At 59.1% G+C, this 14,247-nt stretch carries 15 protein-coding genes; 6 read left to right on the top strand and 9 right to left on the bottom strand.

The features are described from left to right. Nucleotides 1–307 precede the first annotated feature (307 nt). Together VC35_RS10920 and VC35_RS10915 are read right to left on the bottom strand one after the other, a co-directional pair. Entirely contained in the window at nucleotides 308–613 is a 306-nt protein-coding gene (locus tag VC35_RS10920) for a chaperone modulator CbpM (protein WP_046039901.1), read from the bottom strand. A 27-nt stretch (nucleotides 614–640) separates the two neighbouring features. Beyond that, nucleotides 641–1,588 carry a DnaJ C-terminal domain-containing protein gene (locus tag VC35_RS10915; RefSeq protein ID WP_046039900.1) on the bottom strand — a complete coding sequence of 316 codons (948 nt, stop codon included), beginning with the start codon at nucleotides 1,586–1,588 and terminating at the stop codon, nucleotides 641–643. Between the two features lie 298 nt (nucleotides 1,589–1,886). Here VC35_RS10915 and VC35_RS10910 point away from each other — a divergent pair, with 298 nt between their 5' ends. Next, a complete protein-coding gene (locus tag VC35_RS10910; protein WP_046039898.1) occupies nucleotides 1,887–3,161 on the top strand; it encodes an Hsp70 family protein in 1,275 nt (424 codons plus the stop codon). 131 nt (nucleotides 3,162–3,292) lie between these two features. On the opposite strand, the gene VC35_RS10905 is transcribed toward VC35_RS10910, so the two are convergent. The 3 genes from VC35_RS10905 to VC35_RS10895 form a co-directional block, all read right to left on the bottom strand. Further along, nucleotides 3,293–4,306: an AI-2E family transporter gene (locus VC35_RS10905; protein WP_046039896.1), complete on the bottom strand. Its 1,014-nt coding sequence runs from the start codon at nucleotides 4,304–4,306 to the stop codon at nucleotides 3,293–3,295. Between the two features lie 157 nt (nucleotides 4,307–4,463). Beyond that, nucleotides 4,464–4,775 carry a PsiF family protein gene (locus VC35_RS10900; protein WP_046039895.1) on the bottom strand — a complete coding sequence of 104 codons (312 nt, stop codon included), beginning with the start codon at nucleotides 4,773–4,775 and terminating at the stop codon, nucleotides 4,464–4,466. 64 nt (nucleotides 4,776–4,839) lie between these two features. Further along, nucleotides 4,840–5,634, bottom strand: coding sequence for an AraC family transcriptional regulator (locus tag VC35_RS10895; RefSeq protein ID WP_046039894.1), 795 nt, complete (start codon nucleotides 5,632–5,634; stop codon nucleotides 4,840–4,842). 97 nt (nucleotides 5,635–5,731) lie between these two features. Between VC35_RS10895 and VC35_RS10890 the strand changes: the two genes are divergently transcribed. Further along, nucleotides 5,732–6,607 carry a DMT family transporter gene (locus VC35_RS10890; RefSeq protein WP_046039893.1) on the top strand — a complete coding sequence of 292 codons (876 nt, stop codon included), beginning with the start codon at nucleotides 5,732–5,734 and terminating at the stop codon, nucleotides 6,605–6,607. A gap of 14 nt (nucleotides 6,608–6,621) precedes the next feature. Here VC35_RS10890 and VC35_RS10885 read toward each other — a convergent pair whose 3' ends face one another. The 3 genes from VC35_RS10885 to VC35_RS10875 form a co-directional block, all read right to left on the bottom strand. Then, nucleotides 6,622–7,512: an esterase/lipase family protein gene (locus tag VC35_RS10885; RefSeq protein WP_046039892.1), complete on the bottom strand. Its 891-nt coding sequence runs from the start codon at nucleotides 7,510–7,512 to the stop codon at nucleotides 6,622–6,624. Between the two features lie 107 nt (nucleotides 7,513–7,619). Then, nucleotides 7,620–7,925: a DMT family transporter gene (locus tag VC35_RS10880; RefSeq protein ID WP_046039891.1), complete on the bottom strand. Its 306-nt coding sequence runs from the start codon at nucleotides 7,923–7,925 to the stop codon at nucleotides 7,620–7,622. Next, nucleotides 7,926–8,564: an FMN-dependent NADH-azoreductase gene (locus tag VC35_RS10875; RefSeq protein ID WP_046039890.1), complete on the bottom strand. Its 639-nt coding sequence runs from the start codon at nucleotides 8,562–8,564 to the stop codon at nucleotides 7,926–7,928. It lies immediately after the preceding gene. A 130-nt stretch (nucleotides 8,565–8,694) separates the two neighbouring features. Here VC35_RS10875 and VC35_RS10870 point away from each other — a divergent pair, with 130 nt between their 5' ends. The 3 genes from VC35_RS10870 (at nucleotide 8,695) to VC35_RS10860 (ending at nucleotide 11,352) form a co-directional block, all read left to right on the top strand. Beyond that, complete coding sequence (locus VC35_RS10870) at nucleotides 8,695–9,609, top strand: LysR substrate-binding domain-containing protein (protein WP_185754765.1); 915 nt, start codon at nucleotides 8,695–8,697, stop codon at nucleotides 9,607–9,609. A 204-nt stretch (nucleotides 9,610–9,813) separates the two neighbouring features. Next, nucleotides 9,814–10,584 carry a hypothetical protein gene (locus VC35_RS10865; protein WP_046039887.1) on the top strand — a complete coding sequence of 257 codons (771 nt, stop codon included), beginning with the start codon at nucleotides 9,814–9,816 and terminating at the stop codon, nucleotides 10,582–10,584. 78 nt (nucleotides 10,585–10,662) lie between these two features. Next, nucleotides 10,663–11,352, top strand: coding sequence for a hypothetical protein (locus VC35_RS10860; RefSeq protein ID WP_046039886.1), 690 nt, complete (start codon nucleotides 10,663–10,665; stop codon nucleotides 11,350–11,352). A gap of 69 nt (nucleotides 11,353–11,421) precedes the next feature. On the opposite strand, the gene VC35_RS10855 is transcribed toward VC35_RS10860, so the two are convergent. Continuing rightward, nucleotides 11,422–13,491, bottom strand: a complete 2,070-nt coding sequence (locus VC35_RS10855) for an AsmA family protein (protein ID WP_046039884.1) — start codon at nucleotides 13,489–13,491, stop codon at nucleotides 11,422–11,424. Between the two features lie 387 nt (nucleotides 13,492–13,878). Here VC35_RS10855 and VC35_RS10850 point away from each other — a divergent pair. Beyond that, a partial coding sequence (locus VC35_RS10850; protein ID WP_046039882.1) for a hypothetical protein occupies nucleotides 13,879–14,247 on the top strand: 369 nt, incomplete at its 3' end.

Raw genomic sequence — 14,247 nt, 5'->3', positions numbered from 1 at the left:
GCCTGTGCCTCGGCATGAGCGGTCGTTTTTTTTCAGGCAAAGGGACTACTATCAGGGGACGATCGAGGTCAGTTCCCGTGAGATTGATGGCACGACGTTTACCGTGGTGTTGACCAGGAAGGTCTAGACGTTTGCCGAGGGGAGGCTTTTGTGGCGAGGGCGCTTGCTCCCGCTCGAGTGCGAAGCGGTCGCAAGCTCTGCAATTGCGCTGAACCTGTTGAAATGCGCTGACCGGATATGTTTGGGGCCGCTGCGCAGCCCAGCGGGAGCAAGCTCCCTCGCCACAGGTTGGGTGCCACTCTTTGAGTTACTCCACCACCAACCGCCCCAACCGCTGCTTCAACATCCGGTTCTCGGCCCGCAACTGCTGGACCTCTTCGAGCAGGTCCAGCGCCAGGGCGACGCCTTCCCATTCCAGGTCAAGGTCGCGCCGCAGCTTGGCGGCGCGCTTGGCCAGAGTCAGCTCGTAGTCGTTGAAAACCCAGTCCTTGGGCTGAGAACCCTGAGGTTCGAGGATGCCGTGCTCGACGATTTCGATCACGTAGACGTCCGACAGCTCGGCCGCCTCACAGAATTCTGCCATGTCCAGTTGAACGATCAGGGGACTGCTCATAGTCAGTGACTCCTTGGTTCTAAGGGATCAGAAATGCTCTCGCGGGTCGAACGCGGCTTTTTTCGCCAGCTCCTGCCACAGGGCCTTGATGTCATCGTCGGATTTCTTCGGCATCACGGCTTTCAGTTGCACGAACAGGTAACCACGCTCACCGGCCTTGTTCATCAGGCCATGGCCCTTGGCGCGCATGCGCTGGCCGTTCTGGCTGCCGGCCGGGACCTTGAGGTTGATCTTGCCGGTCAGGGTCGGCACGGCGACTTCAGCGCCCAGCGCCAGTTCCCACGGCGCCAGTGGCAAGGTGATGATCAGGTTCTCGCCTTCGACGTCGAATTTCGGGTGCGGTGCAAAACGGATCGTCAGGTACAGGTCGCCATTGGCCCCGCCACCGGCACCCGGTGCGCCCTGCCCCTTGAGGCGAATACGCTCGCCGTCGCTTACACCGGCCGGAATCTTCACGTTCAGGCTCTTGCTGGTGTTGCTCACATGCTGGCCGGCCGCGTTGTACTGCGGTACCTGGAAGGTGACCTTCTTCGATTCGGTCGACAGTGTTTCTTCGAGAAAAACCCCAAGCTCCATTTCCACGTCCTGCCCTCGACGTCCGGTACTGCGACGCGACTGTCCACCACCACTGAAACCAGGCCCACGGTTGCCGAAGATCGAACTGAAGAAGTCCGAGAAATCGCCCGTGTCCTGGCCACCGCCACCGAAACCGCCACGGCTTTGCCAGCCCGGTGGTCCCTGGAACGGCTGGCCGTGCTGGCCATAGCGGCGCAAGTCATCGTATTCGGCGCGTTTATCGGCGCTTTTCAGCGCTTCATAGGCTTCCGAAGCGTCCTTGAACTTCGCCTCGGCATCCTTTTCCTTGCTGACGTCGGGGTGGTATTTGCGCGCCAGCTTGCGATAGGCGGCCTTGATCGCCTTATCGTCTGCGGTCGGCTCCACACCGAGAATCTTGTAATAGTCTTTGAAGTCCATCGAGGGAATCACCATCCGTTATCAGAATCGCGCCACAGGCCACAGCATGCGCTTGTTTGCAGCCATTGGTTTGACCGATCTCAAGTTTGTGACCGGGCGGCGCAGCAGAAGTTTATCGGCAGCATGCGGGGCTTCTTGCGAGCACTCCCGCGGCTGTCCGGTTGATGCAGGGTAGTTTGGGGGGGATGACCCATCTTTCAAGGCATTGTCTGCGAAGAATTAGCAGATAACCGGCCTTCGAATCTGGCGCGCTCTGACATACACTGCGCGGCCGTTTTTTAACCGGAACCTGAAAGACATGAACAACGCATCTCCAGCCCGTGCCTTGGGTATCGACTTTGGCACGTCCAACTCCACTGTCGGCTGGCTGCGCCCCGGCGTGGAAACGCTGATCGCGCTGGAGGACGACAAGATCACCCTGCCGTCGGTGGTCTTCTTCAATATCGAAGAGCGCCGCCCAGTGTACGGCCGGCTGGCGCTGCACGAGTATCTGGAAGGCTACGAAGGCCGCCTGATGCGCTCGCTCAAGAGCCTGCTGGGTTCTAAGCTGATCAAGCACGACACCAGCGTCCTCGGCACGGCAATGCCGTTCAAGGACCTGCTCGGGCTGTTCATCGGCCAGCTCAAGAGCCGCGCCGAAGCCGCCGCCGGTCGGGAATTCGAAGAAGTGGTGCTGGGCCGCCCGGTGTTTTTTGTCGACGATGACCCGATGGCCGACAAAGAAGCCGAGGACACCCTGGTAGACGTGGCACGCAAGATCGGCTTCAAGGAAGTCTCGTTCCAGTACGAACCGATTGCCGCGGCGTTCGACTACGAGTCGACCATCGAGAAAGAAGAGCTGGTACTGATCGTCGACATCGGCGGTGGTACCTCCGACTTCTCGCTGGTGCGCCTGTCGCCGGAGCGTCGGGGCGTGGATAACCGTCACGAGGACATCCTCGCCACCGGCGGCGTGCACATCGGCGGAACCGACTTCGACAAACAGCTCAGCCTGCAAGGCCTGATGCCGCTGTTCGGCTACGGCAGCCGCATGAAGAGCGGCGCCTACATGCCGACCAGTCACCACATGAACCTGGCGACCTGGCACACCATCAACTCGGTGTACTCACAGAAGTCGCAACTGGCCCTGGGCAGCATGCGCTACGACATCGAGGACACCGGCGGTATCGACCGTCTGTTCAAGCTGATCGAACAGCGCGCCGGGCACTGGCTGGCTATGGAAGTGGAAGAAACCAAGATCCAGCTGACCCACGCCGACAATCGCCACGTGCCACTGGACCGCATTGAAGCGGGCCTGAGCGTGGACCTGAGCCGTGCACTGTTCGAGTCGGCCATCGACAGCCTGCTGGAGCGGGTGCGCAACAGCGTCACCCAACTGCTGACAGACGCCAATGTGCGGGTCGATCAGGTTGATACGGTGTTCTTCACAGGTGGTTCGAGCGGGATTCCGGCACTGCGCAACAGTGTTTCGGCGATGTTGCCGAAGGCGCGGCATGTGGAAGGGAACATCTTTGGCAGTATCGGTAGCGGTCTGGCGATTGAAGCGGCCAAGCGATACGGCTCCATGGACTGAACACAATCTCTGTGGCGAGGGAGCTTGCTCCCGTAGGACTGCGCAGCAGTCCCATTTTTGGGGCCGCTACGCGCCCCAGCGGGAGCAAGCTCCCTCGCCACAATTTGATCAACAGCTAGATCTGAAGCAGATCAAACCATCCCCACCTGCTTCAACTCACTCTTCAGATACGCGTAGTAAATCGGCCCCGCCACCACCCCCGGCAGGCCGAACGCGGCCTCGAACACCAGCATCGCCAGCAGCAACTCCCACGACTTGGCACTGATCTGCCCGCCGACGATGCGCGCGTTGAGGAAGTATTCGAGCTTGTGGATAAAGATCAGGTAACCCAGCGCCGCCACAGCGACCCAGATCGACAACGACAAACCGACGATGGTAATCAGGGTGTTCGACATCAGGTTGCCGATCACCGGCAGCAAGCCGAGCAGGAACGTCAGCACGATCAGGGTTTTGGTCAGCGGCAGCTTGATACCGAACATCGGCAGGATCACTGCCAGGAAAATCCCGGTGAAGAAGGTGTTGAGCAAGGAAATCTTGATCTGGGCGAACACAATGTTGCGAAACGCCTGGACCAGCAGGTGCAGACGTTCGAACAGAGCCGCAGCCAGCGGTTTGCGCTTGGTCAGGTCCGGCACACGCTGCAAGGCAATGATCGCACCCAGCACCATGCCGATCAGCAAGGTCACGAACATGTGCGCCGCGTCCTTGCCCACCAATTGCAAATCACTGAGGTGTTTGCTGACCCACTCGCCAATCGCCACGCGGAACTCCGCGGCACTGGCCGGCAGGTAGGCGTCGATGAACGGTGGCAGTTGCCCGCGTGCGCGGTCGACCACCCCCATGAACTTGTCGAGGGACGCGCCGGGGTTTTCCGCCTCGTGCAGCAGGAAGCTGAAGGCACCGGCAAAGATCAGCGACAGCACGCTGACAATCAGAGTCCCCAGCAACGCCACCGCCAGCCAGCGCGCGCGCCGGCCTTCGATCAGCCGTTGCAGTTGCGGGGTGAGCATGTTGACCAGTTCGAACACCAGCAGCCCGGCGAGCAGGCTGGGCAGCAACCGTAGCGGCAGGACCAGCAGTAGCCCGCCAAAAATGATGACCCAGCTGATGACCAGCAAGACTTGACGCTGAGAAAACGTTGGCATACAGCCTCAAAAACGAACGGCGTAAAAAGGATTGGCAGTCTGCCAGCGATCCGGTGCGAGCACTAGGGATTGTGTGGGGCGACCTTAGTGGGGGTTCTGGATGATTGCAGTGCCTCGCGATGGGGCCAACACAGCCCCCACAGTTCCTGAACCGGGTTTATTTTTTCTTCAGGCAATCACTCATGAATGCCTTGCGCTCGTCACCCTTGAGGGCTTTGGTGGCGGCGTCGGCGTTGCAGGTCTTCATCTTCTCTTGCTGTGGGGTCAAGGCCTTACCGGCATCGTTTGCCGCCGGAGTCGCCTTCAGGCAGGTGCTCATGAAGGCTTTGCGCTCGTCGCCCTTGAGGCTTTTAGCCGTAGCATCGGCATTGCAGGTGGTCATCTTCTCTTGCTGGGCCGTATTGGCGGCAAATCCCTGGGAGCACAGCAGCAAACCGATCATCAACAAAGGGGCACGCATCATCTTCATGGAGTTTTCTCCTGGTCGCCACGCCGAGGGGCGCGGCCTTGTACTGGAGTGTAGACAACCCCTGTTACACCTTCCTGTTCTCCAAATGGCTGCGGCGATACTGCTCAGGCGTACATCCGGCCTGGCGCTGGAACATCGCGATAAACGCCGAGCCGGTGCTGTAGCCCATGTCGAAGGCAATTTCCTGAATGCTGCGCTGACTATCCAGCGCCTCGATCGCTGCCAGAAAACGAAGGCGCTGACGCCACTCACCGAAACTCATGCCCAGTTCCCGCACGAACTGCCGCGCGAGGGTGCGCTCGCTGACATGGATGCGTGCGGCCCATTCCAACAGCGGCCGGTTATCCCCTGGCTCGGCCTGCAACGCTTCCAGGATCCCGAGCAACCTTGGGCTGCTGGCATAAGGCAGGTAGCACTCGTGCACCGGAGCCTGTTGCAACTGGTCCACCAATACCTGGGCCAGACGCTGGTCGGCGGCCTGATCGGGGATTTTCACGTCGCGGGCGGCGAAGTCCTTGAGGATCGCCTTGAGGATGTCGCTGATGGCCAGGGTGCAGGCCCGCGGCGGCAGATCGGTGCAGACTTTGGGTGCCAGGCACACCGCACGGTAGTTGACCGGTTGGTGGCTGTAGAAACTGTGCTCGATCTGCGGCGGCACCCACACTGCGTATTGCGGCGGTGACATGAAACGGCTGCCCTCGACGTCCATGTGCAGCACGCCATGGGCGGCGTATTCCAGCGTCCCCCACGGATGTCGATGGGGCGCGGCGTATTCGTGGGCGTCGAAATCGGCGTAGCGGAAGTACACCGCCGACGGCAGTTCGCTGAAATCCAGCAGGTCGATGTGTTTACTGCTCATGCTGTCCGTCATCAGGGGCCGGTTGTCTGGATTGAAGTATAGGCTTGCATCCAGACAAGCGGATAATTGCCCTTCATTAACGTTCTGGTTTTTCCCGATGCAATACGCTTATCCCCTGCTGGCCATTTTTATCTGGGCCGGCAACACCGTGATCACCAAAATGTCGGCCGGGGCGATCTTCCCCGCCGAGATCGGTTTCTACCGCTGGCTACTGGCCGGGTTGCTGTTCACGCCCTTCATGCTCAAACCGATGCTCGCCCATTGGCCGCTGATCCGCCCGAAACTGGGCAAGATCTTTGTCCTCGGCGTTCTCGGCATGGCGGTCTATCAAAGCCTGGCGTACTTCGCTGCGAGCCTGACCTCGGCTACCAACATGGGCATCATCCTGTCACTGATGCCGCTGATGTCGCTTGCCATGGCGATCATCAGCCTCGGCCAGCGCCTGACCATGGGCGCCTTGGCCGGTGCGGTGCTGTCATTCGCCGGCGTTCTGGTGGTGGTGTCGTCCGGCAGCCTTGGCGCATTGCTCGAACACGGGGTCAACCTGGGCGACGCGATGATGCTGATCGCCACCCTGGCCTACGCGGTCTACAGCACCCTGTTGAAAAAATGGCAACTGAAACTGCCGCCGCTGGTGCTCCTGTATCTACAGGTGCTGGTGGCCGTGGTGGTGCTGTTCCCATTGTTCATCGCCTCGCCGAAAGTCGGCCCGACCCTGCAAAACATTCCGCTGGTGCTGTACGCCTGCCTGCTGGCTTCGATGGTCGCGCCGCTGGCGTGGATGCAGGCCGTGGTGCGTCTGGGGCCGAGCCGGACCACGCAGTTTTTCAATTTGCTGCCGCTGATTACCGCATTGATTGCGGCGGTGGTGCTGCATGAACAGCTGGCGCTGTATCACCTGGTGGGCGGGGTGTTGACCTTGGGTGGAGTGATTGTTTCCGAGCGCTGGACGACGGTGTTGGGCCGCTCCTAGCTTTTTGTGGCGGTCTAAAGCCCTGCCGCGCTCAACCGCGCCGCATGCTCGACAAACAACCGGATCGGGTCGCCCCCCTTGCCCACCAGCCCCAACGACTGGTTGACGATATCGAAGTGATCCAGCGGATATTCATCGCCAATCACCGTGCCCAGATGCGAGCTGTAGCGCCCGACCATGCCGTCGCAATGCCCGACTTCGCGGACGAAGGTTTTGGCGAACAACCGACAGCTGCGGTTGGTGCCGTCCAGCAGGTTGCGCCCCCGATCCGTTATGCCCGGTTGCAACGTGCCGGACCAGGAGTAATAGCGCACGCCATTGACCTCTTCCGGCCCGTGACCACCCCAGGTCTCGGGCAGCCCCTGTGGATAACGCTGGTTAAACAGCGCAACGCCTGCGCTGGTGAGGGAGTGATGGGACGCATGGATATCCACCGGCAACTTCGGCCCGCGGTAACCGGTGTCCAGCCACCCCATCAGGGTGCTGACCATTCGCAGCAAAAAGCACAGCAGACGACCACGGACACTGTCATGGGGGTAATGCTCGTGCAGGTAGTCGGCGAGCTCCGAGCCTTGGTTCGGCCCCGCCACCGAGGTCACCGAAGCAATCAGGTCAGGACGCTTGGCCGCTGCATAACGGGCGGTCAGCGAGCCCTGGCTATGGCCGATCAGGTTGACCTTGGCGGCCCCGGTTTCCCGCAGGATTTCGTCGATGCGCGCCAGCAATTGCTCGCCGCGCACTTCGTTCGAATTGAGCGGTGAGACCTGCACGGCGAACACCACCGCACCGCCATGGCGCAACGCCTCGACGATCCCGTACCAATACGGATAAAGCACCAACCGGATGAACCCGAGCATTCCCGGGACCAGCACCAGCGGGTAGCGCGGGGCAGAACCTTGCGACATGGGCGGACATCCTTGTGGTCGGACGGTGACGCAAGGCGGGATGCAAGACATCCGCCAAGCATCGCCAGCGAAGATGACAACTCAGCGACAAGTCTATGTCATCCGCCCTACTTCAACCCCACTACGCCTGCCACGATCAGCCCGACCGAGACCAGCTTGATCACGGTCAGGCTTTCACCCAGCAGCGCGAAACCGAGAAACACCGTGCCCAGCGAACCGATGGCGGTCCAGATCGGGTACGCGATGCTCACCGGCAACTCGCGCATGGCCAGGGTCAGGAAGTAGATCCCGCCCACAGCGGCCACCACGGTGACCAGTGAAGGCCAGAGCCGGGTGAAGCCCTCGGCGTACTTCATGCCCATGGCGAAGGTGACTTCGAACCCGGCGGCGACCAGCAGAAACAGCCAGGCCATCTAGAACTCCCCGGCCAGCGCCAACAAGCGCTGCTCTGCCTCGGCGGCAGAGATCTCAAAGCTGCGCTCGGCGGACTCTTCGCCCTCGGCAGCCACCACGGTGACATCCGTGATGCCGATGAATCCGAGCACCGTGCGCAGTAGCGTGTCGGCATGGTTCATCGCTTCCAGTTCGCCGCCCGGGCCAAAACCGAAGCCGCCACGGCTGGTGATGATCAGGGCCTTTTTACCCTGTACCAACGGCTCGTACTGGGCCACGCCATTGTCCAGGCTGTGATCGAAGGTCACCCCCACCCGCACGATCTGATCGATCCAGGCCTTGAGGCCGCTCGGTACGCTGAAGTTGTGCATCGGCGTGGATATCAGCAACACATCGTGGCCAAGCAGCTCGCCAACCAGTTCATCGCTGAGTGCCAGGTCGGCCTGCATCGACAGTGGCCGGGCGTCGGGCTCGGGGTAAAACGCGGCGGCCACGAATGCCTCGTTTACCGGCGGAATCAGGGCACGACCGATTTCGCGTCGGGTCAACTGCGAGTGTGGATGGCGGGCCTGCCAGGCCGACAGAAACACTTCGGCCAAACGCCGGGAGTGCGAACGGTCACCACGTGGGCTGGCGTGAACAGCAAGAATTCTACTCATCTGTCTCTCCTCAGGGCTAAACTCAAACGGCTTGTGGCTTGCAACTTGAAGCTTGCAGCTTGCAGCTTGCAGCTCACCAGCGTCCTCGTTCAAATGAGCAGAAATCAGTCCGGATGAATCCATTTCATCCATGGAGTGTTCAATGTTTGCCTCGTTGCCGTTGACCGCCCTGCGGGCCTTTGAATCCGCCTCACGCCTGTTGAGCTTCAAGGCTGCCGCCGAAGAACTGTCCGTCACCCCGACGGCGGTGTCCCACCAGATCCGCTCCCTGGAGAGCTGGCTCGGCGTGCCGTTGTTCGAGCGCCTGCCACGCCAGGTGCGCCTGACCGAATGCGGCGAACGGCTGTTTCAGAGCCTGCACGGGGCTTTTCTGGAAGTGGCGCAAAGTGTCGATACCCTGCGCCCACAACGCAGCAGCGCCAGCCTGACGGTCTCCACCACCGCCGCCTTCGCCGCCCTGTGGCTGGTACCACGATTGGGACGCTTCTACGCCCGTCACCCGAACATCAACGTGCGCCTCGATACCCACTGCGAAGTCATCGACCTGCATCAGGACGCCAGTGTCGACCTGGTGCTGCGCTACAGCCTCGATGATTACCCCAACCTGTACGGCCAGTGCCTGTTCGACGAATCCTTCGGCGTCTACGGTTCGCCTGAACAAGTGGCCCTGGCCGCCAGTCGCGCGCCGACGCTGATCAGCGTGCGTTGGCACAACTCCAAACTCTATGCCCACGGCTGGGAGGCCTGGTGCGCTCGCTCCGGCGAAACCTGGTTGAGCGGCCGGCCCGCCGTGCGCGAATACGACGAAGAGCATTACGCCCTGCAAGCGGCGATTGCCGGGCAAGGCCTGGTATTGGCAAGCAATATTCTGGTGTCGGAGAGCGTGGCCAGTGGTCTGTTGTTGCCGTATCGGGGGGAAGCCCAGGTCGATGGCGCCGGCTACAGCGCACTGTGCGTACCGGGGCGTGAGCGACATCCACCGGTTCGGGCTTTTTTTGCGTGGTTGCGTGAAGAAGCGTTGTTGTCCGGGCATGCGGTGCGCTGATCAAGGTTCGACAACCGCTCAAGTGCTTTCAAGTTGAACAACAACTTAAGTTCACCACATGCATTAAAACAACACCAAACACCAAACACCAAACACAACTAAAACCTGAAGTTACAATCCACAACTAGACTTTAAAATCCACATACTTATTCTAACAGCCACAGCCAGCCGGCTGTTCACACCAACAAGTAAAGGATTACTTTCATGCTACTTGAACAACGACTCGAATTTATTGATTCCCTGCCAACATTCCCTATCATCACGCAACGCTCGACACCTGTCATTAGTACGTTCTCTGACCAACCCGAACATGACGTCAACAAACCCACCGCCAGTGTAATGCCTGGCACCATCGATGCGTTTCTGCCCGGTGTTTCGCAAGACACCATCGACGACGTCAACTTGTGCAAACTGGTCATGCAGAACGCCGCTACCAAACTCTTCCCCGGAGACGCGCAACTCTTTGAATGGTATCGCTACTATGTTGACGGCCTGAGCAAACTAGGCTGGGTGACTCAAAACAGGAACATCCAGGAAGTCACAATCAAGCGCGTTGGCCTGACGATGGATCAGGTGGCCCTGGAAGTGACAGCAGGATTGATCGGCAGCAATGCTGCTAAAACTCTGGCTGACGTTGCGAAAAAGGCCGTTGAGGCAGTACAGAAAAATCCCGGTGCCATTCAGATTTTTGACCGCAACTCCAAGCTGGGCACTCAGGCAAAATTCGATATCGCACCGATCTGGCTTGATAACGGCGGGCAACCAAACATGGTCCTCAACTGCATCGCCCTGGATGCAAGGGAGAGCACCCGCGGCATTCTGTTCTGGAAATCGACCCGCCAGTCAACCACGATAAAAACGGGCGCAGTGCGCACTTACCTGGACACTAAGACTTTTTCCGGCCTGCGTGGCGACCTGTACAAGAAGTTCAGCGACAGCGGTAAGAAATTCATTGAAGACCTGCCTGACTTCTAACAGCCACTGACATGTTTAAATCGGCCATAGCGCGCCGATTTAAACAACTTTTCGCACCCACTGCGCGCAGGTCAAAATATGAAAGAAACAACAATTGATACCTGGCTGGTCAATGGCAACATAACAATTTTCTGTGGTTCGCACACCGACAGTTTTAAAAAAGACATTCTAGCCTCCAGTCTGCTAGGCGAGTTGGTGGCAGAAAAAAAAAGCAAAAACCGTGAAGTTTCCTGGCCCACTTATACAGACACCGTTCAAAAAATTGGCTGGACTGTCAATAGCCGGGCGAATCAGCAACTCGAGTTTGAAAACAGTAATCTCTTGAATATTGTTGAGCAAAGCGCCGGGAGTGCCCTGCCACAAGATGAACGGCAAGCGCTCGCTAATGCTTTGGCTCAATTGGTCAATCTCCAGAGTGATTCGCCAGCGATCAGGACAATCGTCGAGAAACTTCAAAGAAACGCTACTGTGAGCAACACCACCACGGATATATTGGTTTCAACGGCTGTTCTGCTGACGATTATTCGCAACGATAAAACCGTGGTAACCCTGCAAGTGGCGCTCGAAACAGCCCAAGAGATTGCAATAGATATTCTCGACCAGCCGGTTTTGAACACCACCAACGAACACAAGACCAATGTTTGGCTAATGAGTACCTTGCTGGATGGGCGCCAATACAATCGCGTAAGAGATGACGTCCTGAAGAAACTGGGTAAGAGGATGGAAACGGAGTTATTGCAAATCCATGCACCCACCGGATTGAGTTGAAAAATCAAGCCTCGCAGGCCGTTCAAGCGACCCGGAGTCTGGGCGCTTGAACTCTGCTCACCAACAAATTCAGTTTTTGACGGTCTTCGGCGCCTTGCCCGCCTTCATTTGCTCCAGCAAAGGCGCACACTGGTTCGTCTCGCCGCCGCTTGGCGCCACCAGCGCCAGCAAACCTGCGGCCGGTGCGGCGATCACGCCCAGCGCCACCATCCCGGCTCCGCGCAACATCAACGGTACGGCCTTGACCCCGGCATCGGGCTTGATGAACTTGCCGCGCACATACAACGGCGAGCGCAATGAAATCAGGCGCCAGCCCTTGGATTCCGGGGTGATGGTCAGGTCCAGTTGTTCAGTCGCCATGTTCGCCGTGCCGTCGATGTAGATGATGGCGTTCTCGGTGTCGAACACAAACAAGCGGGTACTCGCCAGGCCGGATTGGATGCCGAAGTCGGCGGCGGCGCAGTTGATCTTCACTTCCTTGTCGCCAAAGATCTTGCCGACCACGTAGTTGCCGACGTTCAGGCCCGCCAGCTCCATCAATTCGCGACTGATGGCACCATCGTTGATCAGCATTTTCAGATTGCCATTAGCGCTGCCCAGCAGTTTGGCCACCGAATTTCCGCGCCCGCTGAGATCAGCGTCGCCATTGAGCTCACCGAAACTGGTTTTCATCGGTTCAAAACCGGGGAACAACTGCTTGAGCTTGAAGCCTCGCGCCGTGAGTCTGGCCTGGCCTTCCAGTGGATCGGTGTGCCCGTTCAGGCGAATCTGCGCATCCAGATTGCCGCCGGCCACACCGAAACGCAGCGGTTCGAGGCTGAGTACGCCGTCGGTGAGCACCAGATGGGTATAGAGGTCGTTGAACGGCAGTTTTTCGCTGTGCACGATGCGCTTACCGGTGAACTCGACATCGGCGTCCATATCGCGCCAGCGATCGGTCTTGAATTCTTCGACCGGCAGCACTTTGTCCGCCGGTTGTTTGCTGTCACCGCCCCGGGCCTTCTGTTCGGCGTTGGAGTCGGCACCGATCAGCGGTGCCAGGTCAGCGAACAGCAATTGATTGGACAACAGCGAGCCGCTGAGTTTTGGCCGTGGCTGGCTGGCCACGTAGGTCAGATTGCCATGGATGTCGCTTTCGCCGATCTTGCCGTTGAATTCCTCATAGCGGAACACTGCGCCACCCACCTCGTGCAACTTGGCGATCAGATGGCCGTCGGTGGCATAAGGTGGCGTGTCCGGCAGGATCACACCGGTCAGCGGGTAGAGGTTGCCCAGGCTGGTGCCGGCCAGTTTCAGGCGCAGGTCCAGGGCGCCAAGGTTCAGCGGATCGGTCAGGGTGCCGGCCAGTTCAACGCTGGAATCGGCGATCTTCACCTGTGCCTGAAGCGGAAACGGCCGTGCCGCGTCCTGCAACGCCAACAGCCCGCCAATCTTGCCCTGGCCCACGAGTTTCTGGCCGTGGTACTGGCCGTTGACCTTGAGGGCGAACGCATAATCCTGGGGTGACGAGCCCTTTTCCTGCGCAGCTTTCGCCGCTTTGTCGCCAACGATATCGCTGAACGGAATCGGTTTGCCCAACGGATCGATCAGCACGTCGAGTTGTGTCTTCAGGCTATGGTCGTCGAGGGTGACGTGGCCCTTGTCGAAGCCGATCGCACCGATATCCAGCACCCAACTCGAAGGCTCGGCGTTCGGGTCCTTTGGGTCGAATTTGAAGGTCCAGTTGGCGCGCCCGTCAGCCAGGCGTTGCAGTTGGGCATTGGGCTCGGTGAGATCGATACGTGGGATCTCCACTCGCTGCGCCAGCAATGCCAGGGGTGAAATACGCAGTTCCACCCGCTTGAGAGTGACCATCTGCGGCTGTTTCGACCAGTCGGGATTGCCCAGGCTCAAGTCTTCGGCCACCACATGAGGCCACGGCACCCAGGCGCGCCAGCCGCTTTCATCGGGCTCGGGCTGCCAGACCACCGACAGATTGCCGTTGATGGCGAAAGCGCGGTGCAGCTCTTCGGAAACCTTGGCGTTGAGTGGCGGTTTGATCCGATTCCAGTCGAAGAACACGATGATCAGCACCAGCACCATCAATAAGGTAAGGAAAGTGGAAAGGGTCCAGACCAACGTCTTTTGAGTGCGCGTCATTGCACGGGGCTCCTGATACGACTGAGCGCCCTGACTGCGACGCACATGTGAAACGGTGAGCCGCAAACGGCCCACCATGAAAACTACGACTGATAAAAACCCGGCAGGTTTAATCGATAGACCGATTTCGCCGGATTCATCCAGTCCAATACTGACCAGCCAGTCTGCCTGCGTTACCGGACCTGCACTTTTGCACGTCATAGGTGGGTCGAAAATACCCATAAAAGCGAAAGACAATTCTCCGGAAACGCCCGGCCTAGGGCCTCCGCAGCAAACAATCAATTCCATTGATTATTACCATTGCGTTTATGAACTTTCATATCGATTTATCGAGAGTAGCATTGCTCTCGTACCCACTTATTCGCACCCCCAAGGAGCAAAATAATCATGAAACGCCAACTACTGCTCAGCCTTACACTCTCGATGCTGGCCAGCACTGCTTTTGCCCTGCCAGCGGCTGACCAGGCCACTCCACAAGTGAAACAAAACCACTCGGTGTTCAGCCAGACCGTCGCCGAAGGTGGTAATGATCGCCTGAAAGAAAAAGGCCTGATCACTCAGGATGGCTCGGACCGCACCCCACAAGGCCAGACCCTCGCCGCAGATGGCTCGGATCGTACTCCACAAGGCCAAACCCTGGCTGCTGATGGCACCGACCGTACTCCACAAGGCCAAACCCTCGCCGCTGATGGCACCGACCGTACTCCACAAGGCCAAACCCTCGCCGCTGATGGTTCGGATCGTACTCCACAAGGC

Source organism: Pseudomonas fluorescens, assembly GCF_000967965.1.
Lineage (GTDB): Bacteria > Pseudomonadota > Gammaproteobacteria > Pseudomonadales > Pseudomonadaceae > Aquipseudomonas > Aquipseudomonas grandcourensis.
The sequence above is the reverse complement of the archived record's forward strand: the minus strand, read 5'-3'. Positions and strand labels throughout refer to the sequence as shown.